At 26.6% G+C, this 25268-nt stretch carries 24 protein-coding genes and 1 tRNA gene; 5 read left to right on the top strand and 20 right to left on the bottom strand.

The features are described from left to right. Positions 1–49: 49 nt before the first annotated feature. Positions 50–1471: an APC family permease gene (locus AXW82_RS02850; RefSeq protein ID WP_004795348.1), complete on the bottom strand. Its 1422-nt coding sequence runs from the start codon at positions 1469–1471 to the stop codon at positions 50–52. 151 nt (positions 1472–1622) lie between these two features. Between AXW82_RS02850 and AXW82_RS03645 the strand changes: the two genes are divergently transcribed. Further along, positions 1623–3152, top strand: a complete 1530-nt coding sequence (locus AXW82_RS03645; RefSeq protein WP_060913308.1) for a DDE-type integrase/transposase/recombinase — start codon at positions 1623–1625, stop codon at positions 3150–3152. Positions 3153–3621: 469 nt separating this feature from the next. Here AXW82_RS03645 and AXW82_RS02860 read toward each other — a convergent pair whose 3' ends face one another. The 11 genes from AXW82_RS02860 to AXW82_RS02910 form a co-directional block, all read right to left on the bottom strand. After that, positions 3622–4794, bottom strand: coding sequence for an IS30 family transposase (locus AXW82_RS02860; RefSeq protein ID WP_052746216.1), 1173 nt, complete (start codon positions 4792–4794; stop codon positions 3622–3624). Positions 4795–4959: 165 nt separating this feature from the next. Next, positions 4960–5379, bottom strand: a complete 420-nt coding sequence (locus AXW82_RS02865) for a large conductance mechanosensitive channel protein MscL (RefSeq protein WP_004795342.1) — start codon at positions 5377–5379, stop codon at positions 4960–4962. 100 nt (positions 5380–5479) lie between these two features. Then, the gene (locus AXW82_RS02870; protein WP_004795339.1) at positions 5480–6226 is read right to left on the bottom strand and encodes a pseudouridine synthase; all 747 of its coding nucleotides are present in this window, start codon (positions 6224–6226) and stop codon (positions 5480–5482) included. Beyond that, complete coding sequence (locus AXW82_RS02875) at positions 6226–7299, bottom strand: nicotinate-nucleotide adenylyltransferase (protein WP_004795337.1); 1074 nt, start codon at positions 7297–7299, stop codon at positions 6226–6228. The genes AXW82_RS02870 and AXW82_RS02875 overlap by 1 nt, the downstream gene beginning before the upstream one ends. Before the next feature lie 8 nt (positions 7300–7307). Then, entirely contained in the window at positions 7308–8558 is a 1251-nt protein-coding gene (locus AXW82_RS02880) for a Y-family DNA polymerase (protein ID WP_004795335.1), read from the bottom strand. Then, on the bottom strand, positions 8545–8964 hold the full coding sequence (locus tag AXW82_RS02885) for an iron-sulfur cluster assembly scaffold protein (protein ID WP_004795333.1): 420 nt from the start codon (positions 8962–8964) through the stop codon (positions 8545–8547). The genes AXW82_RS02880 and AXW82_RS02885 overlap by 14 nt, the downstream gene beginning before the upstream one ends. Next, entirely contained in the window at positions 8954–10111 is a 1158-nt protein-coding gene (locus tag AXW82_RS02890) for an aminotransferase class V-fold PLP-dependent enzyme (protein ID WP_004795331.1), read from the bottom strand. The genes AXW82_RS02885 and AXW82_RS02890 overlap by 11 nt, the downstream gene beginning before the upstream one ends. Before the next feature lies 1 nt (position 10112). Continuing rightward, the gene (locus AXW82_RS02895) at positions 10113–10544 is read right to left on the bottom strand and encodes a hypothetical protein (protein ID WP_004795330.1); all 432 of its coding nucleotides are present in this window, start codon (positions 10542–10544) and stop codon (positions 10113–10115) included. Further along, a complete protein-coding gene (locus tag AXW82_RS02900) occupies positions 10545–10997 on the bottom strand; it encodes a transcription antitermination factor NusB (RefSeq protein WP_004795324.1) in 453 nt (150 codons plus the stop codon). 113 nt (positions 10998–11110) lie between these two features. Then, a complete protein-coding gene (locus AXW82_RS02905; protein ID WP_004795320.1) occupies positions 11111–13672 on the bottom strand; it encodes a UU173 family protein in 2562 nt (853 codons plus the stop codon). A gap of 272 nt (positions 13673–13944) precedes the next feature. After that, complete coding sequence (locus AXW82_RS02910; RefSeq protein WP_004795318.1) at positions 13945–14412, bottom strand: L-threonylcarbamoyladenylate synthase; 468 nt, start codon at positions 14410–14412, stop codon at positions 13945–13947. 57 nt (positions 14413–14469) lie between these two features. Between AXW82_RS02910 and AXW82_RS02915 the strand changes: the two genes are divergently transcribed. Genes AXW82_RS02915 through AXW82_RS02925 form a run of 3 tightly spaced genes read left to right on the top strand, consistent with a single transcriptional unit; the run spans position 14470 to position 16799 of the window. Then, a complete protein-coding gene (locus tag AXW82_RS02915; RefSeq protein WP_004795316.1) occupies positions 14470–15519 on the top strand; it encodes a DUF3137 domain-containing protein in 1050 nt (349 codons plus the stop codon). Between the two features lie 36 nt (positions 15520–15555). Continuing rightward, on the top strand, positions 15556–16134 hold the full coding sequence (locus tag AXW82_RS02920) for a chromate transporter (RefSeq protein WP_004795315.1): 579 nt from the start codon (positions 15556–15558) through the stop codon (positions 16132–16134). Next, positions 16134–16799, top strand: coding sequence for a chromate transporter (locus AXW82_RS02925; protein WP_004795313.1), 666 nt, complete (start codon positions 16134–16136; stop codon positions 16797–16799). Before AXW82_RS02920 ends, AXW82_RS02925 begins: the two co-directional genes overlap by 1 nt. A 38-nt stretch (positions 16800–16837) precedes the next feature. Here AXW82_RS02925 and AXW82_RS02930 read toward each other — a convergent pair whose 3' ends face one another. The 8 genes from AXW82_RS02930 to mnmA form a co-directional block, all read right to left on the bottom strand. Next, the gene (locus AXW82_RS02930) at positions 16838–17356 is read right to left on the bottom strand and encodes a hypothetical protein (RefSeq protein WP_004795311.1); all 519 of its coding nucleotides are present in this window, start codon (positions 17354–17356) and stop codon (positions 16838–16840) included. 92 nt (positions 17357–17448) lie between these two features. After that, entirely contained in the window at positions 17449–18957 is a 1509-nt protein-coding gene (locus AXW82_RS02935) for an APC family permease (protein WP_004795308.1), read from the bottom strand. 97 nt (positions 18958–19054) lie between these two features. Beyond that, positions 19055–19597 (bottom strand): hypoxanthine phosphoribosyltransferase, encoded by a 543-nt coding sequence (hpt, locus tag AXW82_RS02940; RefSeq protein ID WP_004795307.1) that lies wholly within the window; start codon positions 19595–19597, stop codon positions 19055–19057. Positions 19598–19657: 60 nt separating this feature from the next. Then, positions 19658–20146, bottom strand: a complete 489-nt coding sequence (gene greA / locus AXW82_RS02945) for a transcription elongation factor GreA (protein WP_004795304.1) — start codon at positions 20144–20146, stop codon at positions 19658–19660. A gap of 41 nt (positions 20147–20187) precedes the next feature. Continuing rightward, positions 20188–20826, bottom strand: a complete 639-nt coding sequence (locus AXW82_RS02950; protein ID WP_237076667.1) for a BC85_0335 family putative methyltransferase — start codon at positions 20824–20826, stop codon at positions 20188–20190. 20 nt (positions 20827–20846) lie between these two features. Then, on the bottom strand, positions 20847–21278 hold the full coding sequence (gene ruvX, locus AXW82_RS02955; RefSeq protein ID WP_004795295.1) for a Holliday junction resolvase RuvX: 432 nt from the start codon (positions 21276–21278) through the stop codon (positions 20847–20849). Next, positions 21266–23890: an alanine--tRNA ligase gene (gene alaS / locus AXW82_RS02960; protein ID WP_004795292.1), complete on the bottom strand. Its 2625-nt coding sequence runs from the start codon at positions 23888–23890 to the stop codon at positions 21266–21268. The genes ruvX and alaS overlap by 13 nt, the downstream gene beginning before the upstream one ends. A 9-nt stretch (positions 23891–23899) precedes the next feature. After that, positions 23900–25024, bottom strand: a complete 1125-nt coding sequence (gene mnmA / locus AXW82_RS02965; RefSeq protein ID WP_004795289.1) for a tRNA 2-thiouridine(34) synthase MnmA — start codon at positions 25022–25024, stop codon at positions 23900–23902. Positions 25025–25125: 101 nt separating this feature from the next. On the opposite strand from mnmA, the gene AXW82_RS02970 reads away from it, so the two are divergent. Continuing rightward, positions 25126–25202: transfer RNA gene (locus AXW82_RS02970), tRNA-Arg, on the top strand. Positions 25203–25268 lie beyond the last annotated feature (66 nt).

Raw genomic sequence — 25268 nt, forward strand, 5'->3', positions numbered from 1 at the left:
AAACTTATGGTTAATAAAAAATATTTGGAATATTTAATCCCAAATAAGTTTATCTGTGATTTTTTGAATACACAAAAATAGGTTTTTCTTCATTATATATAGATGATGAATTATTTTTTGAATTGATTTTTTGAATTAAGTATCAAACACCTCAAATTGCATAACCTAAAATCATTACACCTAAATAACTAGGCATCAAAATAGCGCTTTCAACCGTATAGCTTGTTCCGACAATTGGTGGTATTAATGATACAAGCACAATAAAACCAATTAGTAAAATCGCTAGTACATAAATCATTTTTTCTCATAATGGAATTTTAAATGTTTTGTCTTTATAAGATATAAACAATATAGTAAAAATTGTCATTAGATATTGCATTAAGAAAACAATATTACCAGCGTTCAATACTGCAGCGAATTGATCTCTTATCCCTAGAAAATAAGGTACTATAGTAAAAATTAACATTGAAATAATAGAAAATACACTTGAAAATATTATTGCATTTCTATATTCGCCAGTTTTTTCTGATTTTTTAGCAAAAAAGCTTGGGATAAAATTGTCTTGAGCTAATGGAACTACGGTTCTTGCGTAATAAATTATGGAACTAATAGATGAACCTACTCTATTAAAGAAAGTACCAATCGTAAACATTATCACACCTGATAGCCCCATTGAAACTCTGAATATTCTCGCAAAGTTAACTGAACTTTTCTCAGTTCCTAAAAAAGCTGTTTTATCTAACCCTAAATATATCATGTAAAATACAAAATAAAATGTTAGTACTATCATAAAAATTAACATTAAAACTTTTTTAAATCTCTTAGATTCAACATCTGCTGAAATTCCTGCAAGTCCTTCGCCACCTGCAAAAGCATAAATAAATGATAAAACAGATGTTACAATAATGCTAATATCAATTGTTGGGTTACTACTGAAGTTATTTCCGAATTGGAAACTAGCAAACGAATATCAAACAACAATAGAAAGACCCATACCTATTGTTATTCATTTAATTATGGCAGAAAATAAAATAAATCATTTTGATGTCCTTAACCCAAACGAACTAATAATATTTAAAATAATAAAGAATGCGACTGCTGAAAATTGATAAATAACTTGGTTCCCTTTATCAAACTCGCCAATTAAGTTAATGAAAAATAATGGTGTTGTTGCTGAAAACAAAGGAACTTGAGCAAATTGGTTTCAACCTTGTAAAAATAGGATTGCTCTTTTATTGTGAAACGCTTTTTTAGCGTATGCGTATGTTCCGCCGACCTCTTTACCGAAGTTTTGACTCCCTCTCGCAAAAGCCAACATAACTGACATAGAAATAAAGGCGGTTAATACAAAAATAAGGATTCCTCATAAACCCTTGCTTACGACAGATGATATTGTAGCTATAAAACCAAAACCGATAATATAGTTAAGGCCGTAAAATATAAATTGTTTTTCTGTTAATTTGTTTTTCATGATTTCTCCGGCGAAATTATAATCTAATTATTCAGAACTATAAATATTTTTTTACAAAAAGTTGATTTGTGTGTAATAACATATATTTTGAGCCACATATTAATCTCATATAAAATGAGCCTATTTAACAAGAAAGTGGTATAAGTTATTTATGAAAATAACACACAACTTATTTAAGTATAAAAATTTAACAAAATTTGAAATAAAAAAACAACAATCTTTAAAATTGATTGCTGAAAATATCGAAAAATCTTTATCTTATCTTAGCTTGATTACAAACCTTAGTTTATCAACTGTAAAAAGATATAAAAAAGTTATTAAAAGCAAAAAAGAAATTGTTGTCTCACATAAAAATAAATATCATCAAAGAAATTACAAAATAACTGATGCAGAAATAGAATTAGTCTTTAAAAATTATTTAGAAACATGTCAGTTTATTTTGAATAGAGATCTAACAAATAATCAACTTTCAATTAAAACATACTTCAATTCTGAGTATGGTTCTTTTATAAGAGAAAAAATTTCTTACAAAACTTTAGTTAAGAGATTTAATCAATTAGGTTTATTTAATATACATACAACCAAGAGAGGAAGAAGGGTTGCAAGATTATCAAAGAAAAAAACCTCAGAAGATATAACATTGATATTAAAAAATTATTATCAACAGATTAAACAAAACGAAAAACAAAGACAAGTTTTAAATCTAAAGAAAAATCTAAAATTCGGCGAAATTGTTGAGATTGATGCACAACTTGAACCATACTTGAAAAATGATAAACCATTATATCTTTATCATGCAATAGATGTAGCAACAGGAACATTGTTAGCAGCATGATTCGAAGAACAAGAAACAACATTAGGATATCAAAGACTACTAGAAATTGTATTTAAAAAGTATGGATTCCCAAAGAAAATCTATACTGATAAAAGAAGAAGTTTTTGAGGAAGCGAAAACACACAAACAGTCTTTGAAAAAGTTTTAAATAAAAAGGGAATAGAAGTACTAAGTTCATCAAATCCAAAACATAAACCACATGTTGAAAGATCTTTTAGGACATCACTAGACCAATATCCGTTACTTATTCACGAAAACGGATATAAAAATATTGATGATTTGAAGAAAAATAATGAAGTATTTCAAAATTATTACAATATCAGGAATAAAAAAATAATTTCTAAACAAAATGTTTTTCAAAAAGAGGGAAAGAAAAACGGCAATTGAGCCGTTGATTTAGAGATTAATAGAAAAGTTTTAAATGGTGTTGTTAGATACCAAGGTAAAAATTACGCAGCCTTTGATATGTATAACAAAAGAATTATCTTCCCTTATAATTCTGACGTTTTATTAGTGCATTCTTCGGATGATAATTTGTATTTTAAATATAATGATAAAAAATACTTTGCTAAGGAACCTAACGGAAAATATCTAAGTTTAACAGAAATGTGAGCTTTAGAGAAAGGATTAGATTACTCTATTCCAGCCGTAGGGAAACTAGCATTTATCTATAATAAAACAAATTCATTTTTTAAAACTCTTGAATTATATATCTCAAAATTTAATAGTATTTCCGTGAATGCGCAAGATAGTAATCTTGAAGCTAATAAAATCATGTCCGAATACTTAAGCATACTCCGAGCATTGCACAGAAGCATCAATGATGATATAAGAATTGATGCATAATAATTTTAATATTTTTTATGAAAATTTTAAAAATAAAAATTGCTCTTTTGATGTAGGGAAATTTAGAAAAAATGCGTAAATTTATAAATTTAAAAAAGCAAAAAAATAAAAAAATTTTTTTGCTTAAGTTTTTTGCCACTTTTTTTCAAAAAAGTGCAGACTTCTATAAATAAAAAATGAAAAAACATTTAACTCCTAAATAAGGAGTTAAATGTTCAAAAATAAGCTCAAAATACATGTTATTCTACACAGAACTATAAATATTTTTTTACAAAAAGTTGATTTGAATATTCTAAAAGTCATTTGCAAGGATGTAATAAAAAAACTGTAAAATAATTTTATCAAATTTTAAATTTACAAAAAGGTATAGGAAAATAGAAAACTTTAAAAGTTTTCTCGCCGCTTTTGCTTACTTTTTCAAAAAGTAAGGCTCCCTTGTCTGAAATCAAGGGCGGGGGGTTAAAATAATCTAAGGTTGATTAATAATTTTTCTATAGTTATTTATTCATTCCATCATAAAATCAATTTCTTCTTGAGTATAATTGTCAAGACTTTTACCTTTAGGAATAAAATACCTTATTAATCTATGCATATTTTCAATGGAGCCTTTTTGCCATGAACTATATGGAAGACATTTGAACAATCTGTCTTTAGGAATGATTTTGTGTAATAAAACATTTTCCTTACCATTATCGACAGTTAAGGATTTAATATTTAAACCAAACTTTTTAATCATATTATTTAAAGCTTGATGAATATATTTTGAACCTCTTTTGGTTATTGTAGCATATGACTTTCTAGTTTGTCTTTCTAACAAAGTTACTAAACACTTTTTATCATCAATTTTGCCCATTACAGTATCAAGTTCGTAATGGCCCATTTCTGATCTATCGTTAATATAATTTGGTCTCTTAGTTATTTCGGTAGCGTTATTCAATGTTACTAATTTAGTCTTCTTGGTTGTTTTCCTAATATATTTACCTTCTGATTTTCTAATTATATGTTCATAATCTAGATAAAATGGTAAGGATTGCATCTTTTTATACACTGAACTAACAGAAGGGCTAAAGCCAATGTGAGATTTCTTAAAAGAATTTACCAAAAACTTTACAGAAGTTTTTGGCATCTTTTCTTTAATATTTCTTTTGATTTTGTATTTATTATATTTATGTCTAATATCATTTCAATACTCTTTAAATGGTTCTCATTTTTCTTGTAACTTAGTATTTCTGAAAAACAATCTTGAGTATCTATAATCCAATAAATGATCGTATATTTTAGAAAAATGAATAACTTTAACCTTAGTGACTCTTTTAAAACAATTGTTACATTGAAATCTTTGATATTTTAATAAATCTTTAGAATGTTTACTAGTCATAAGATCAATTTTGTTTTTTATTGTTCTCACATCTCTTTTTATTTTTCTAGAGGCTTTTTGAATTGATATACCTTGGCTAATTTCAAATAAAGCATTATAAATTGAATCAATATCCATTTGTTTTTTCTGTAAATTTCTAGTTAGTTCTAATTTTCCTTGAAACTTTCAAATAGTATCAATATTTTCTGCAATTTCATAATGAGTATATTTATTTTCTTTCTTTGATTGATCAAAAATACAAATTCATTTTCCTAAATTTTTCATTATAATATTAATGTATCCTTTCTTGTTTTTGCACATTTATTTTATTACAGGATACATAAAAACAAAGTCATATGCATGTTCAACTTGCATATGACTTTTCTAATTAATACAAAAAGTTGATTTTTTGAATTAAAAAAATAAAAAAACACGTTTTTTACGTGTTTTCTACTTTTGAAGTTTTTCGTTAATTGATTGTAATTGTTCTAACATCAACTCTTCAACTGTTGGTTTTGCTGGCTCAACAACTGGTGCTGGTGCATTTTTTTCTTTTTTTGCTATTCTGATGTTTCTAATTAAGAAGTATGTAAATAATAAAATAAATAATAATGCTGTAACAATAACAAAGTTAATTACTGTTCCTAAGAATTTACCTACTAGCATACCTCCAACTTTTCACTCATTTAATGATTTACCACCAATTAATTCAGCAATCGCGCTCATAATAATGTCGTTTGCTAAAGAAGCAACAACAGCATTAAATACGGCTCCTGCTAAAAATGCAATAGCCAATAAAAGAATGTTGCCTTTTTTAAAGAAATTTAAAGCATCTTTAAAAGTTGATTTTGTTATATTTTTTTTGTTCATATTTTCTCCTATATATTTGTCACCATATTATATTGTAAAAAATAAAAAATATATACCAAAAAATAAAAAACAAAAAAACTTGCTTTTTTTACGCAAGTCATTAACTTTTTTTATCTAGTTTTTTTAATTCTTCTTCTTGTATTCTCACTAAATGTTTGAGATTTTTAACTTCTTTAAAAGTTAATTTTCTATAACTTCCTAAAGGCATTTTTTCAACTGTTATACCAGCGTATTCAATTCGTTTTAAATTTAAAACTGTTTTATTAACGGTTTTAAATAATTCCTTGACGTGGTGATATGTACCCATTGATAATACAACTAAATATGATTTAGGACTGTCTTCACCAGCCGGAATAACATCTTGATGACTTTCTACATTATTAACAACAACAACTCCGTTAAGCGCTTTTAATTCATTTTTACTTAAGGGCTCGTTCAATCTTGCTCTATAAACTCTAAATATTTTATACTTAGGATGAAGAAGCTTATTAGAAAGATCACCATCATTAGTTAATATCAAGACACCGGTAGTATCATAATCCAATCTACCTACAGGAAATATTTTAAATGGAGTTGAAATTAAATCAGTTACAAGCGTTCTTCCTAAGTGGTCCTTTAATGAGCAAATTGTCTTTGGAGGTTTATTTAATACGAAATAAACTTTTTCTTCCTCAGGGTTAATTGGTTTATTATCAAACAATATTTCATCACTATAACTTGCCTTATCACCTAATTTAGCAACTACCCCATTAACTTTAACCCTGCCTTGCAATATAAAGGACTCAGCCTCTCTTCTAGAAGCTACACCAGACATTGATAGAAGTTTTTGAATTCTTTCTTTTTCCATTATTTCTCCATATATTTATTGTATATTTTTAAAGTTTCGTCACTAAATTTAACACCTTTAGACAAATTTCATTCATATGTTATTCTAACAACTTTAGCAAAACCCTTATCTAGGTTAGCAAAACATAACTCCCTTACTTTTTGGATTCCAGGAAATCTTCTGCCTTCACATATCTTGTCAGAAATAAATAAAATTTTGTCTAGTTTTGTCATTTCACTTCTCATACCCGTATGACAATTTATTGCATCAATAATTTCTTGATTTTCTAACAAATATCCATGTTTAACTAATGCTGCTCCACAATGTTGATGTAAAAAATGTTTTGGTACATCTTTATAACTTGGTTCAAAATCATTGAGAAAGGCTCTCGACTCTTCTTCATCCCATTCTTTTGCAATATCATGCAATATTCCTGCAATATATGCATTTTTAGCAGAGTAACCGTGTACCTTTGCTAAATTAGCGGCTAATGTTCCGCAAGAAATGCTATGTTTTGCTCTTAAAGCACTAAGTAAATTGTGAATAATTTCTTCTAAATATAAACCCTTGCTTTGAATATATTGAGCGACCTTGGGGTCTACCATGTGAAAATAACCTTTTTTGTATTCGGATGAAGAAAAATCAAAATATGAATTTTTCAAAAGTATTCCATTATATTTTTTTAAATTTGTTTTATTTATTATTGAACTTCTTCTTAAAGCAACGATTTTAGTTAAATTAGCAATTTCATCAATATCTTTTCACTTATGTAGTTTGCTTAAATTATCAGAACCGATAATTAAAAATAATTCATCGTTCTTGTACTTGTTTTTGATGTATTTAACTGTATCGATTGTGTAGCTAATAGTATTTCTTTTTGCTTCAAACAAACATAATTCCATTTTTTCTTCCAAGACTAGATTTATCATATTGATTTTATCTTCAATTGATATACTCTTCTTTTTAAAAGGCGAAACATATGTAGGAACAATTAATAATTTATCTAAATTTAGCTCCTTTATAACATATTTAGCTATTTCTATATGCCCCTTGTGAATTGGATCAAACGATCCTCCATAAATTCCTATTTTCATTTTTCTCCTTATTTCTTAAATAATCCTGTTGTTATTATACCTTTTCCATACCTATTTTCACGATCTTGCTTCTTTTGAAGATCACTAAGCGTATATATATTCTTACTTCTTGATCTACTTTTGACTTCTGAAATTATATTATCTATTAAAGATATATTTTTCTTATTTTCGCTTAGTAAAGAAACTTTTTCGAAATTATTATAACTATCAATCAAACCAGTTATACGGACACCTACACCTAAAATTTCTTTATCTAAAAAATGTTGTTCAAACTTTTTAAATATGATACGACTAATGTCTTCATAAGATTGAACATTTCTATCCAGTATCGTTTGTTTAGATATCCATTTTTTTGAAGGTGTTCTAACAACTAAAGTGACAATATTACCCATTTTTTCATAAAGTTTTAATCTGGATGAAACTTTATGAATCATTTCGTTTAGAGCTTCATCAATTAAGACTTCATCCTTTGTCGATGATTTAAAGGAAACTTCATTACCTATACCCTTCATGTCTTCTTCATAATTATAATCATCTTGCAAGTCAATATCTAAAGCATTTATATATTTATATGCTGTTGTTCCAAAAATATCTCTTAAAGTTTTGCTAGATAAATCGTGTTTTAACAAGTCGCCAATCTTGAATATTCCATTTTCTTTCATTTTATTAGCTAACTTACTGCCTATACCGTGAAATTTTTCGATATCTAAATTAAAAAAACGTTCTTTATAATTTTCACGGTTTGTTAAACCAACTCCAAAAGGTTTTGATATATTTGTTGTCATTTTTGCATAAAATTTATTTTTTGAAATACCAACTGTAAGCGGTATTCTAAATTTATCCATAACTTCCTTTTGTAATTTAAAAGCTGTCATTAAAGCTTCTTCATCGTTATGAATTTCATTATTGTCAAAAAATAAGAAACATTCATCAATTGACGAAATTTCTATTTTTTTTGAGAATCTTGATTTTAAATATTTAAAAATTTCACTAGAGATTGTTGAATATAAATCATGTCTTGACTCAACAACTACTGTTCTTGGTTCTGTTTTTTTTATTTCATATACTTTATCGCCTGCAGAATGACCAAGTTCTTTAATTTCATAACTCACAGAAATAGCTATTGCGTGCACGGTATTTCTCGCAACTACAACAGGCTTATCAATTAATTCTGGTCGTATTGATCTTATTGCACTAACAAAATAACTATCAAAATCAATGTGAAATATATAACTAAAATCTTTGCTATTTGATTTCATTTTTAATTGTATTTGATGTTAATAGAGCACAAGACATTCTGCTTAAATGTTTTTTTACATTAAAGAAAACTCATAAATCTTGCAATCTATCAATTTCCTCATTAGAAAGTTCTTGCTCATCTAAAAATTTTTCGTATATATCTAAAATTAATTTGACTTCCTCTTTTGTTTTTCCTCTTAAAACATTTAGCAAGATATCTGTTGATGACAAAAAAACCGCACAACCAATACCGTTAAATGTTGCATTAGCAAGAATATTATTATCAAACTCTAACTTTAATTCAAGTTTGTCGGCGCATGTATTACTAAAACTAGTTATAGATTCTCCTTCTATAACTTGCTTATTATCAGGGTATCTATAGTGCTTCATAATTAATTCTCTAGCTTCATTTGGATTAAAATGCATAAAAGTCGCCTCCATTTTCTAATTCTTCGACAAGTTTGTCTATGTCTTGATAATTGTTGTATATTCCTAGAGAAATCCTTAAATATGAATGCTCTGAATGTAGATTTCTTAAGTATTGGGCGCAAAAAATTCCTGAAATTGTGTAAATATTTTTTGACCCTAAATAAGTAGCTACATCTTGTGGATGTATCCCCTTAACATTAAGTAAACAAATAAAATCACCAGGCCTAGAAAAAACTTCAACATTTTTTAATTTTGATAATTTTTCATGTAGATAATAAGAAAGATCTCTAAGAATTTGTTGTGTTTTATCGTAACCTATTGAATTAAAAAAATCTAATGACTTATCAAACATATAAATTCCCGCTAGATCAGGAGTGCCTGGTTCAAATGCTCTTATATTAGTCTTGGCAGTTCAAGCTAAATTTTTATTAATTTCATTAACGGTTCCCCCGCCAAATTTTGCAGGAGATAATTTTTTTAATAAATCTTTTTGAATAACTAAAGCACCAAGGCCTGTTGGACCATAAAATTTATTTGTACTAAATGCGATACCATGCGAATTAGTTAAAGAAACTTTGTGATGTGAAATAGCTTGTGCAGCATCATTAAAAACATATATGCCTTTTTTTGATGCCTCTTGATAAATTTCGTTTAGGTTAAAATCTTGTGCAAAATTATTTGTTTCTTGACTTAAGGAAACGATTTTAATGTTGTTAAGAGTTCTGATATCTGATACTAAATTTTCGCTCATTTTAACTATAGCTTTTGTTTCTTTTGCTATTTCAATTCATGGAATAATGTTAGATGAATGATTATACGAATTTAATAAAATAACGTCATTTTCCTTTAATAATTTGCCAAACATTTTAACAAATAAATTAATAGATTCTGTTGTTCCGCTTGTAAAAATAACTTCATTAGCATCCGCATCTAATAAAGAAGCTATTTTAGATCTAACAGAATCGATTTTACTATTTATTAAACTCCCAATAGGTGTATCTGCAGTTCTAGTAGAAATAGATTTTGAAGTGTAAAATTCACTTATAGCATCTACTGCTATTTTAGGCTTCAAAACTAAAGCAGCGCTATCGAAATAAGTAATTTCATTAAGTATAGGAAATTGTTCTCTAATTTTATTATTCATGTTATAAAACCTTTTTTAATATTTTTCTTAGATAAATATTGTAATTATTTATATGTTGAAATTCACTCAAAAAATTATAATAATATGATCTTTTCTTACTATTAAAAGGTATTGAATGAATTTTGCTCTTTAAATTAAGGTTATTTTGTTTTTTTGTTCAATATAACCTTCTTTTAAAAATTTGGTGATAAAAGAAAAATAGAAAGAAGTTATTAATAATATTCCTATTGGTTTCCAAATTTTTTTCATTATAAGAAAAATTATCACAAAATTCATAAATAAATTCATCAATATAGAACATTTCTTTCATCTTTTTTTCAATGTTAATATTATTTTTATAATTTTCTAATATTTTTAATTCTACAAATATTTTTGTTACAAAATCAATCTTTTTTTGAATTTTATTAAAGTAAATTGTGTCAAAAAAACTCATCTATCTTGATTCTGACTCTAATTTTAGAAGAATTTTGTAAAAGTTTTGTAGCAGCGCATTTACATATTTGTACAATCTATTTTCTATTGTTTCACGACCATCTTCTTCAGGTGTACCAAAAAACATTTTGGTTATTTCTACAGCTTCATTTATCACTATTTTTGGTTCAAGATATCAAAACTCATTTGCTGCATTAATTAATATAGCTCTTATTAGTGGACTCATTCTTTCTCAAGGTCAGTCATTATTAATTAACTTTAAGAATATTCTTTGAATAAAATCTAACCTTTTTTCAATTTGACTTAATTTTAGAATTTGTTCAGAATTTAATTCAGGGTTATTTTCAGCAATTTGTTTATAACTCAATTTTTCGTCAAGCAACTGTGTTGTATATATTTCAGAAATTATTTCTATTCTCTGTATTCTCATTGGTTTCTTTTTTTTGTTTGTCATCATAACTCCTATTGAATATTTAATATTATATATTAAAAATGTGAGCATTTAACTTTTTATAACTTTTTTGAATAAAAAAATCGCAACAAAAGTTACAATTTCTTAATTTAATTTTATTCCCCAAATTTTAATTCGTTATTTACAACTTTATATTCATTATTTGCAACGTAATTATTTGTATCAATCAATTTATATTCAAACTCGCTTAAATTCGAAAATATTTGTCTTGCTGCATGCATAATTAAATCATAAACCATTATCATTGCTCTAACATCGTTTTCACAATATTTCTTTAATTCGGGAACAACATTTGTTTCTCATACAGCATCGTTAGTAGCTTCAAGAAATCTATTAACTGCCTCACTCATTGCCATAGTACCCTTTTGAATTTTTAATGACGAATAAGGAGTTATCATGTGTGGTAAATGAATGTTGTTTTCTGTAATATATTTTTCTATTTTTTTTATTGAATAAAAGAATTTTAAATATGAAATCTGAAAATATGCAACTTTTTTTATTTTCAAAAAATCTTCATTAGCTTTTTTGAAAATAAACTTAGAATCTTTCAATTCAAATTCATAAATGTTGTCAATACTTCTGTTTTGCATTTTTTCTGTTGATTTAGGAGTAAAAACTTCCGCTAGGTCAATAGTGTTTTCATTTATTCATTTTATTCTTTGCTCTACTATCAAGAAAGCTTCTTGTTTATCTTTGGCAGAATATCTATTTTTGAGTCATTCTATAAAGGCCTCATCATTTTCTGTAAAGATTTTATTTTTTATCATTCTTAACATTTCAGAGTTACGAGTATTTTCATATCCTTTATTAAAAACAACGAAATAATCCGCTCCATTAGCATATATTGAATCTATAATCTCCACATAATCATTATAAGTAAAGTGCTTTGGATCTTTAACAATATTTTCTACTGATTTTTCAACACCGTTTTGCGTAATTATAACTGAAACTTGATAAACGGTTTGATTATAACTATCTACACCATCAATTGGCGGAAAAATATCAGATAAACCTTCGTAATCATATCAAGATATTCTTTTATCTTTTATGTGCAATTTTTTAATAACGTTTAAAGCATTTATGTCGAAAGTGTTGGGAATCATTTTAAATTCATCCATACTTTCTTTTAATGCAACAATTTCTCTAACGTTTTTTACTTTTTTGAAATTTCCTGAATAATTGATAAATTCAAGATTTTCTCTTTTCAAAATAAGTTCCCTTAATAAAAAAGTTAGTTGTTTGTTTTCTTTAATGAAATCTTTAGATATTTCAAATCTATCGATATTGATTTTGTAATTGATTTTTTCATTTTCCAATCAGTAATTTATTTGATGAATTGAATTGGTCAGTTCTCCATCAGAATTAAACCAATATCCAAAAAATAATAAAGCATCAATATTTAATTCCTTACTAAACTCTTTATAAGCTTTTCTTATGACACTTGTATATCATTTGAAGTCTTGAAAAATATAATGCTCTTTTAAAGAGCTTTTTGTTTCTTCTTTTAATGATGGTACTGAAACCTGTTTATTTCAAAGATTACCACTTTCAAAACTTAAATATAGATTTTTTCATCTATCGGAACCACTATACTTAGTATTGTTTAAGTCGTCTTTTACCTTATCATAAAAAATGTTTAAATCATCTATTTGATTTTCGTTATAAAGAATTTTATTAATACTTAGTTCATTTAATAATATCTTCTTATTTATAGCACAGTGAACAAAACTATTTTCACAGGAAGTTTCTCTTAATGAGATTGGTCAGTTATATGAATCTTTGTTTATAAATTTTTCATTATTAACAAGTAAGTTTCATCCAGTTTTTTTCATAACAAATTCAATATCGTTTATGTAGTCTATGTATCCCTTTGATTTGCTTTTTGAAACTGTAGAGCTCATATTTGCGGATTCTGTTATAACAAAATTTAATTGCCCTTTTTTTACACTATTAAAAATTTTTGTTCTTGGATCTATAATAATATTTTTTATTCTATTGATTTCTACCCCAATGTTTTTTAATAATCAATATAAATAAAATGATTGGAAATATGTCTCACCTTTTGATTTAGAGGTATATGAAAGTAAGTATAAGTCTATTTTGCCATTATTTACATGCACGCCAAACGGGCTAGCTATGAATTTAAATTCGGTTTGTTCATCCTTTTCGTTATAAGAAAAAACAGGATTTAATATAAAAATATTTTTCTTATTAATTATTGCATCTTCTAAATGTTTGTTTGTTTGTTCAATTTTTAATTCTTGCTTTAAGGTTGCTGACACAACCTTTAAGTTTTGTTGTTCAATTTTTAATTCATTAATAATAAAGTCTTCAGCTTTGTTTTTGTACTGAAAAAAATTAGATGCAAAGATTTCAATATAAGTTTCTATTTCTTCCTTTGAATTTATAAGATTTAACTCATGTAATTGCTTAGAAATACTCTCTATCCCTAATTCATCTATTAAAGCATAATTGATAATAGAAGAAGAGTCTTCAAGGTCTTCATCTATGTCTTCTTCATAATCATTTTTGTTGTTTAAGTATTTCTCCAAGTATTCTACGATTTTTTCCCCATTAAAAATTATAGAAGGATTTAACCCAAAAACTCTTTTAAAAATGCTTCATGTAATTGGGACAACGTTTTTCGATTCTTTCATAATAGCTCCTTAATTATTTTTGACTTTAAAGGCACCACTTTGATTGTTCAGCATTTAGTTAAATGCTGCGAATAATGCTCTTTTTCAGCATTATCTTGTTGAAAATCACAAAACTAGACAAAATCTCTTTTTATAATTTTCATGAAAATTATACTTTTTTATTTTTCCAAATCAAGTGTATTTTTTAAATTTTTTACTTTTTTCTTTAAAAATACTTTTAACACTATATACAAGCGTTATAAGTAAAAAATAATAAGAAAAAAAGAAAGAATTTAACTTCTTTCTATAATCTCGTTTGTGTCTAAATTTATTATTTTGCTAGGTTTTCCTGAAGGCATACCAAAATTATAGACTTTAGTAATAAAAGGGAAAACACTTTTTGAATCTTCTATTTTAATAACTGGTTGTCCAGATAAATTTGCACTTGACATATAAATAGGGCCTATCTCATCAATTAACTCTAGTAATCCCTTTTGATTAGGCATTCTAAATCCCTGATTATTAACTATAATACTAACTGCTCCTGGCCACACTTTTTTTGCAAGTTCGTTTGCTTCGTCTGTCCACTCTTTAAAAGATCTGGCTTGTTCTAATGAAGAAACCAAAATAATTATTTTTTTATTCCTTTCTCTCTTTTTTACCTTGTATATAGCATCCAAGGTTTCATCACTCACTATACCACCTATACCAACAACTGTATCCGTTGTAGAAATAAATAGTATATCTTCTATTTTTTTCATAAATAAATTATATTATTTTTTTGATGTATAATTAAAATATATATAAAAGGAGAAGAAATGAGAATAGTAAAAGATTATAAAAGTTTTTCTCAATATAAAGAAGAGATAGATAAAATAGCAATTCCATATTTTAAAAACATTGTTGAAAAAGCTTTTTCTTCAAGTGATTTTAAAAAGGTTAAATTATATAGAGCATTAGGGTGATCAGCCGTTGCATCATCAATTTTATTTGTAGTTCTTATGATTGTTCTTTTTATGGCACAGGTTGAAAAAGGCGCAGCGTATCTTGCATTACTTATTTTTTTAGTTATATCAATAATTGTAGGAATAGTATTTTTTGTTTTGTTATCAAAAATAAAGTCAGACATATTTGGTGTTGTTAATTCAAGCGTTGATGAAGAGCAGTTTTATAAAAAGGCCTTTAATGTTCTTGATCCTAATTTTAATTACTTAGGATTTAACCATGAAACCAAAAATAGTCATCTAGGAATTAATAAAAAAGAACTTTCAGTATATAGAACAAGTATGCCAGCTGAAGCTTTTTTAATAGATGTATCAAAAGAAACAGAATGATTTATAGATAATAAATATCCAACTTTTTTAGTTAATAGTTTATGAAAACATGTTAAAGTTGACAGAAAAGGTAATACTCACGAAACTTTTTACAATAGTTCATTATTAAAAATTAATACTCACGCTCTTGGTGATAAAGGATTTGCTTTCACTTTATTTAATGGTACATTTGACAATTGATTTTCAAGTTTAAAGAAAATTCAGTTTGAAAATAAAGAATTTAATAAAATATTTAAAATGCATTCTGATAATGAAATAAAATCAAGAATGATGTATACTCCTCTTTCTATGGAGTTATCACTTAAAAGGTTAAGAGATAATATTAATTCAAAGGTCAAAAATTTCAAAGTATATTCAACAGGTGAAGAAATATATTTTTCATTTAGTACAGATATGGGCTTTATGTTTATGGACATACCAAGAAGCTTAAATAAAGAAAAAGTTATTAGAAAAATGTATAATGATTTTATGCTTGATACATATACTCTATACTATCTATTATCAATTATTTATACACCATTATATTTAGATTAATTATTAGCCACTGGCTAATATTTTTTTGAGGTAATTATGAAAAAAGAAGTTAGTTTTTGAAAATTATTTTGATTTATAATAAAAATAACCTTTATTGGTTTTGGTGGTGGAAATGCATTAATGCCAGTTATAAAAAAAGAAGTTGTAGATAAAAACAGCTGGATAACACCAAATGAATTTGATGAGATTGTGATCGTGACTAACATGCTACCAGGAGCTTCTGTTATACAAACAATATCATATATATCAATAAAATTATTAGGTAAATTAAAAGGAACTTTAGTCACTCTAGTAGCAATATTCCCTCACGTAATGATGGCTTTTGGTTTATTACTTTTATTTAACAAAATTCCAACTCAATATATAAAAATTATTTCAGTAGGTGTTTTGGTTTCCATTATTGCTTTTTTAATAGATTTTGGTTATAGATTCATAAAACAATCTAAAGATACTTTTAAAACACCTATTTGAATTCTTATATTTTTATTCTCTTTTTCTTATTCGTTATTTATACCCAGCCCATACAATATACCGATTGTTGCAATTTTAGTTGTAATATCAATATATACAATTATTTATTTTATTTTGAAAAATAAAAAGGGTGGTGATAAATAATGATTTTAGCGTTAATTTTATCCATACCACTACTTATTATAATTTCGCTTTCAGTTTTCGGTGGCGGACAAGTATTCATGCCGGTTTTTGAATGGTTATGAAAATTTTTAAACAGTTTGTTCAATCTCAATATTGATGATCAAGTTATTTACAAAGTATTTACCGTTTCTAACGCAACACCAGGCGTTGTGTCTACTAAATTCGGGTTTTTAACTGGTTATTTAGTTTCGAAAGGTGAATGATGAGGCTTTATTGCTGTATTTTTGACTTATTTAGTATTCTGTATACCAGCAATTATAGTAATGGTCCTAGCTATGAAATATATTACCAAATTCAAGTCAAACTCATACGTTAAGAATATGATAATAGTAATGAAACCTATTGTAGCAGGAATCATGCTTTCTCTAGCTGTGCAATTATTTTTAAGTGTTATCTTACCAGAAATAGGATTTAACAAAGGTACTGGTGTTGATTATATAAAAATAAATGATTCATCAAAAAACTTCTTTGTTGGATATAGAAATATATTGTTGAAAGTGTATGTTGTATTAGGCATAAGTTTTTCTTTTTACTTGGCCAGAAAGAAAAAGTCACTTTTCATGATTATTATCATAAATGTTTTAATTTCTTTATTCTTATTTGCTATACCTTTTAGTGGTTATTAAAAACAAAAAAATATCAGTAAAACTGATATTTTTTATAATTATTTTGCTCTTAAAATATTAATAAATTTAAATCAACAATAAAAATATTGAACACCTATTACAATGAAAAAGGAAAAATAAACAAAAAAAGCTCAAGGAACAAAATTAAATGAAACACTTAGTCAAATAGCTATAATAGACAAAGAAAAGATGATTAAACTAAGTATTAAACTGTTTCTTTCTTTTACTTTATTTTCATTATGTAAAATAATGTTATTTTTCTTTCAAAACAAGATAGGAAATAAACTTTTTAAAATTCCGTTTTTATTTCTTAGAAGAATAAATACTTGTGTTATTCAAACAAGAAATAACGAAACATAGATTAATAAAAAAGAAATTAAGTAAGATATACTTGAATCTACTCTCGATTTTAATGCCTCAGGTGTGTTTTCAGTAAATTGCAAATTATAGTTATGCGCTCAATTAACGTATAAAGGTATCATTATTAATAAACTTAACAAAATGCCTAAAAATGCTATATTAAAAAATATAAAAAAATCTTTTTCTTTTATTTTCATTTTCACCTCAAATATAATTATATATTATTTTTTGTCGAATTACTTTTATAGATAACAAGCAAAAAAATAACAACCAAAAAAGGTCGTTAATTTTACTCATGGCTAAAGTAAGTATACTCTTCATTTTGATTTAATAAATCTTTGATAATATCTCTTTTAAAAACTATTTTTTCCATAGCATAATTTAATCAAGGCATCGAAATTAAAAATGTTAAAGTAACTAAATACACAACTAGAGGAACATAATTTTTAATTAAGCTTCCCTTTTCATTATCCCAAAACACTCCTCAACCAGAAGGGTTAGTTTTATCGCTTGAAAGATTTTCAAATTGTAAATATAAATACGAAACCTCTACAAATAAAATACCAAAAATCGAAATAATAGCACCTGCATAGAATAAAATATTATTTATTTTTTTAGTTTCATTATGCTTGTTTCTTTTTATTGTATAACCAAAAATCACAAGTCCATAAACTACAAAGAAAAATAATGTTGTAAAGTTCGAAATACCATCTATCAGAATATCCGTGTCTAAAACAATGCTTGGTAGAATAAATGTTAAGAGATAAAAACTTTCCACTGTAATAATATAAAAAATAGTTGTTTTTCATTCACTAAATTTCTTTAATAAAGCTTTAGATCCAAAAAGTAATCTGTTTTTTACTAACATGTGCATTTCATTTACAAATGCAGAAGAAATACCATTAACTACACCTAAAGAAGATAAAAAGACGAAAAATATAATAATAGCAGCAATTTGGTCTTTTAATCTTGATGGTAAAGCATCGGCTATAAGTCCATGTATTGTTCCAGATGAGTGTAAAATTGAAGAAATTGCAATTAATGAATAAAGAATTACAATAAAAATCATTCCAATCAATATTGCTTTAGGTAGTGTTCTAGTAGGGTTTTCTGTTTTTTTAGAAATAGAACTAGAAACCAAGAAAGCATCATACGCAAATAAAACAGCTGGTAAAGCCACAATAATACCCTTAATACTAAATGCTTGTTTTAAAAAAGCATTAGAACCATTGTTATTGTGTGTCTCAGGAAAAATAATACCTATTAATAAAGCAAAAAATAGAGGTAAAAATTTAATAATTGTTATGATAAATTGAAATTTTCCAGAAACTCTTGCTGACATAATATTCATAGTAACAAAGAATGCTGTAAAAATAAGTCCTACAAGTACATGAGTTCAAACTGTAACTAAACTACCTAAAGCCACTCCCGTTAATTTTAAGAAAAAGAAAAAAGCTTCAGAGGAAAAAATACCAATAACTGTATTTAATATACCCCAATAAAATATTGCATACCCTAAGGCATTGTGATAAGCTAATTTCTCGCTTTTTGTAACCTTATAAACTCAATTACTAAGTCCAGATAATTTTCCGTCTTTAAAAGAGCCTATTTCAGAAAAACTTAGTGCAGTACCAATTGATATTATACCCCCTAATATTCAAGCTATTAATCAACTTGCTCCATCACCATCCACGGCACGTGAAATAGATCCGTTTTTAAAAAAAATACCAATACCAACAACAGATCCGATAATCATTGCTATTGATAATCAAAAACCAATTTTTTTATGTGTTTCCATTTTCTTCCTTTCATTATTGGAAAATAATACCATAAAATTAAAAAATAAATAAAAAAGTGTAAAAATTTCACATTTTTACACAATTTCATAACTTTTATTATAAGTATTTTTTATCAAAAATTCCAATATATGGTAAATTTCTTAATTTTTCTTTATAATCTAAACCAAAACCTACTAGAAATTCATCTGCTACTAGAAAACCAGAATAATCAGCTTTAAGTGCGACTTTTCTATTATGCGGTTTATCCATCAATGTAAGAATCTTAAAACTATTGGGTTTTCTGCTCATTAATAAATCTTTAATTTTGGCTAAAGTAATTCCACTATCTATGATATCTTCCACAATTAATACATCTTTATTCTCTATATCTTGTGCTAAATCCATAATAATTTTAACACTTCCGCTCGTTGCATGTGAACCGGAATAACTACTTGCTGTAATAAAATCAATTGAGTGATCAACTTCCACTGATTTTATTAATTGAGCAAGAAAAGGAATAGATCCCTTTAGTAAAGCAACAATGACCAATTCGTTCGATTCTTTGTATGTTTCATTTACTCAGTTAGCGCATTCTTTTATCTTTTCTTCAATAAATTCTTGTGAATATAATATTTCTTTAATCATTTTATGTTTTTTCATAGTTAACCTTCTTTAGTTTTTATAAAAAACCGCATAGTAAAATACGGTTATTTATAATTATTATAAGTGTTCAACAGATAAAATTCTGATCATAAATTTCTTTTGAGCTTCTACTTCGACTTCATCTCCAACTCTCTTTCCGAGCATTGCGGAAGCTAAAGGACTGTTTGTTGATATTTTTGACTCAAAAGGATCAGCATCATGTGAACCAGTAATTTGTACTATTTTCTTTTCGTTTTTATCAATATCTAAAAATTCAACACGAGTGTTTATTCCAACTGTTTCATCATTTCTGTGAGCGTTTGATTCAATGATTACTGCTTGATCCAAAATAGATTCAAGCTCTTTAATACGCCCTTCAACGATACCTTGCTTTTCACGAGCGGCATCATATTCAGCATTTTCAGATAAGTCACCTTGTGCACGAGCTTCTTTAAGAGCTTCCTGTACTGCTGGACGTTCTACATTTATTAAACGATCGTACTCTTTTTTGTACTCGTTAAATTTTTCTTGAGATAAAATTATTTTCTTTGTATTTAATTCACTCATATTTACTCCAATTAATCTATATTTACCTATTTTACTATAAATTATGATTTTTTATTAGTAATAAATAAAAATCTTGTAGAAAAATAAGATATTTCATGGTTTATTTTTTTATATTTTAACGTTTCTAAAAGATTGTTAACATCTTTTCTGGAAACTTTATTTAAAGAAACACAAATCATTCCATTTTCATTTAATTTATCAAAAAAACTTTCAAAAATTTCCTCTAAACTAAAATTAGAATTAAAAACACCTATGAAATCTATTTTTTGATTACTATATAACTCTATATCGTTTGGAAATAGCTCTGGTTTTTCCATTCTTGCTGAGTTATATTTTTCAAAATCAAAATCCTTTAAATGATAAAAGGTTTTACCTTGAGTTTTCATCGAAATTGAAGCAAAGGCAAATTCTTCGTTTTTTGATAATATTAATTTATCTTGATATTTATTAAGATAAATAGTGTTGATCATGCCCTCAATATCATAAGGATTAACCTTAGATTTAAAATAATTTTCTAATTCAAAAGGCAAACTGCCAATATCATTACGCATGGTTCTGATTTGTTCAATTGCCTCTCTTTGAGCTTTTTCTACATATTTTTTTGTGTATTTTTTAGTTCAATATATGATTCCAAAGTATATTGCGAAACCGATGATTACGGCAATAATAGCAGAAATCATTAATGGCGTCTTTCATCCCATTATTTACCTCATTTATTTCTATAATATTCTAAATAATCTTGCAAAATTAATTGAGCAGCTAATTTATCTTTTTGAAGTTTTCTTTTTTGTCTAGAAACACCTGCACTTATCATTACTTCGTGAGCCTTTTTAGTTGAATACTGTTCATTAATAAATAAGATAGGTAGATCAAATCTTTTTTTAATTTCTTTAGCAACATCCTCGACCATTAAAGTAGTTGAACTTTTAGTCCCATCTATTTTTAAAGGGTAGCCAATTACAAAACCATCAATTTTATATTCATCTAAATATTTCTGAATTTGATTATAAATTTGATCAAAATCAAATTCGATAAATTTTAAATTAACCAATGATGAAGAGATAATTTCTGATTCATCAGTAATTGCAAAACCACATGATGCAGAACCAATATCTAGACCTAATTTTCTCATTTCGCTTCTTTTTCTAAGAAATCAATAATTCCTTCTGAAGTTGCGATTTTACCCATTGATAAAATCGCATTTCCTCCACCTCTACCGTTGAATTTAGCAAAAATTTGTTGAGCTAATTTATTTGAATCTAAAATTTTTGAAGCAATAACTAACATTGGGTTCTCATCATTTGAGACTAAAATAAATGTTGTATCTAAGAATTTTTCTCTAAGTGTTGTAGCTACAGTTTTAATATTTTCTTTATTAAGATTACTTGAAAAATATAATTTATTCCCTTTTATATTTTGTGTAACAATATTTTCATAATCAAAAGTGAAATTATTCTCTTTTTCCTTCAATAATTTGACATAATCTTTTCTTACTTCTTCAATTAAATTTTTTAAATATTGAATTGCTTCTTCCTTATTTTCTGGAATATTTAATTCAAAATTATAATCACTTGATAATTTAGTGTTTCTCTCTAGCAATTTATCGAATTCAACTATTAATTTATCTAATTCATCACTCAAGTATTGATCTACTAAGTCATTAGAAGAAATTGCCCTAATTCTAAACACTCCGGCGGCTTTCTTTTCAACATTAGTTATTTTAAAGTTTTCTAGCTTATTAGAATTAGAAAGGTGTGTTCCACCACATAAATCGGCAGTAATATTATCAAATTTTACAATTCTTACTGCTTTAGGATCCATATATTCAGCTTCTTCAAGGGTCATTATAGCACCAATTTCCCTTGCTTCATCAGTAGTCATTATTAAATAATGTCTATCAGATTTTAATTTAATGTATTCTCTAACAAGATTTTCAATCTTAGCGATTTCATCGTCTGACGGTTTTTGATCAGCCGGGAAGTCGAATGTTAATCTTTCTTCATTGTTATCACTTCCTAATTGTTTTATTTGTGGCCCTAACACAGTTCTTAAAGCACTAAATAAAAAGTGTGTTCCTGAGTGATTTCTTTCAAGACCTAGCCTAATTGTTTTATCAACAAAACATTTTACGGGGTCATTTTTATTAATTCTTCCCTCAACCTTATGTATATGATTACCAAATTTATCTTTAAAAACATCAATTATGAACAATTTTTGGTCATTTTGTACGATATAACCTCTATCATGTTTTTGCCCACCGCTTGTTGCATAAAATGGAGTTTCTTTTAAAATTAAGTAAGAAATTCCTTTGTTTTCTTCTTTTTCGTTTTCAGAATCAAGGAGATGTAAAATTTTTGTCTCATTTTCAGTAAGTGAATACCCAACAAAAGTATCAACCTTTGATTTTATTAATGCTAAAGAATTTATTACTTTATCCATTCCAGAAACTTTATTTCCTCTACTTGCTTCAGCATGTTTTTCTCTAGCATCGTTGTATGCATCAAAATCAACTTTTATATTTTTTCTTGATAAAATTTCTTCAGTTAACTCAATTGGAAATCCATAAGTTTCAAAAAGTTTAAACGCTAGTGCTCCATCAAATACCTTTACATTATCGCTAATGTGTTCATTTAAAAGTTGTTTACCGTTTTCTACAGTTTTTGAGAAAGCTTCTTCTTCATCTATTATTGTTTTTACTATATTTTCAAGTTCATATTCATATGGTAATGTTGACTTAACAACCTCAACTAATTTGTGTAAAATTGATTCTTTAATATCTAAGAGCATTGCAACATATAAACTTCTTCTTATTAGTCTACGAATAATGTAACCTCTACCTACATTTGAAGGTTTAGCCCCGTCTGCCACTGCATTAACGACAGTTCTCATATGATCAGCAATTATCTTAAAATACGTATTAATTTCTGATTGTTTTTCATCTTTTTTAAAATAATTTTCAACATCATATCTATATGATGTATACTTTTCTATTTCATGAATTATTGGTAAAAATAAATCTGTATCAAAATTAGTGGGAGCATCTTGCATAATCGAAACAATTCTCTCAAGTCCTGATCCAGTATCAATATTTTTTTGTTTTAATTCAGTGTAATTTCCTTCACCATCTGAATTGAATGTTGAAAAAACAATATTTCAAATTTCGATATATCTATCGTTTTCTAAATCTTCTTTAAGTAGCTCGATACCTCTTTGATCATATTTTGATCCTCTATCATAAAAAATTTCTGTGTTAGGTCCACAAGGCCCTGAACCAACTTCTCAAAAGTTTGTTTTTTTGCCCCCTGGTATCATATGAGATTCATCAAAACCATTGTCAATTCACATTTGCTTAGTTTCTAAATCTTCAAAATAATATGTGAAATAAAGTTTTTCTTTTTCTAACTTGAGCTCATTAATTAAAAAATCAGCAGCAAAATCAATTGCTTCTTTTTTAAAATAATCACCTATAGAAAAGTTTCCTAACATTTCGAAAAAGGTATGGTGTCTTGCAGTAACACCTACATTTTCAATGTCATTTGTTCTAATAACTTTTTGTGAATTGGTTAATCTTCTTGAAGGAGGTATTTTTTTACCAGAAAAATAATCTTTCAGGGTAGCTACACCACTGTTTATCCATAATAAAGAAGGATCGTTTTGAGGGATTAAACTTTTTGAAGGAACTATAAAGTGATTATTTCTTTCAAAAAACTTTAATCACTTTTCTCTAATTAATTTTGAATTCATACATTTCTCCTATAAATAATCTATTTTTTTGTTATTCATAAATAATTCATCTATTGTAGCACCACCTATACATTTATCACCATCATAAAATACTATTTGTTGGCCAGGTGTTACGGCAGAAGAGGTTGAAGGATAAAATACTTTTATTTGATTTTCGTTCAAGAACTCTATCGTTACCGGAATGTCTTTTTGTCTGTATCTAAATTTGGCGCTTAAATTACTTTTATCAAATTCTGTATTGTTAAATGTATATCCAGAAGCAATTAAACTATCAGACAACAAGTATTCTGGCCTTGAACTTGGGGCAACATATAAAATATTTTTAACCACATCATGTCCACATACGTAATAAGGCTCACTCATTCCACCTAAATTTAATCCTTTTCTTTGACCAATTGTGTAATAGAATGTACCTACATGTGTACCAACTTTTTTGTTAGTGGTAATATCTATAATATCACCTTCTTGTGCTGGTATATAATTTTGTAAAAATTGACCAAAATTACGCTCTCCTATAAAACATATTCCTGTAGAATCTTTTTTGTTAGCTGTTACTAAACCAAGTTCTGTTGCTATTTGCCTTATTTCAGGTTTTTCTAAATCAGCTAATGGCATAATAACTCTCTTAAGTTGTTCATTAGTTAATTGAGCTAAAAAGTATGTTTGATCTTTATTATCATCTTTTGCTCTATATAAATGACCATTTTCAACTTTAGCATAATGCCCCATCGCTATGTAGTCTGCTTCCAATTGATCAAACGCATAATTTGCAAATGAATTAAATTTTATATATTTATTACACAAAATGTCTGGGTTTGGAGTTCTTCCTTTTTTATATTCTTCAATAAAATTTTGAAATACATTGTCTCAATATTCATGAACAAAATCTACTCTATGAAGAGGAATATTTAATTTTTTAGCTACCTCTTTAGCATCATTATAATCTAATTCTTGTGTACATACATTTAAATCAAGAGTATTATTACCTAAAATATCATTATTAGCTAAACTATCTCAATTTCGCATAAAAAGTCCAACAACATCATATCCTTGTTGTTTTAATAAGTAGGCCGCAACTGAAGAATCAACCCCTCCACTCATACCTATAACTACTCTTTTTTTCTTTGTTTCCATTTCAACCTCACAAGCATAAAAACTTAATAATACTTAAGTTATAAAAAATTATATTGAATTTTTTTATTTTTTTATTTAATTATGCTAAAATTTATTTGCGTGGTCGCGTAGCTCAGCTGGATAGAGCACGAGCCTTCTAAGCTTGTGGTCAGAGGTTCGAATCCTCTCGTGATCGCCATTTTTTTATTGCCTTTTTTTCGAAAAATAATGTAAAATTTCTATAAATTTATACAAAAAAATATTT

Source organism: Mycoplasmopsis canis PG 14 (assembly GCF_001553195.1).
GTDB lineage: Bacteria > Bacillota_I > Bacilli_A > Mycoplasmatales > Metamycoplasmataceae > Mycoplasmopsis > Mycoplasmopsis canis.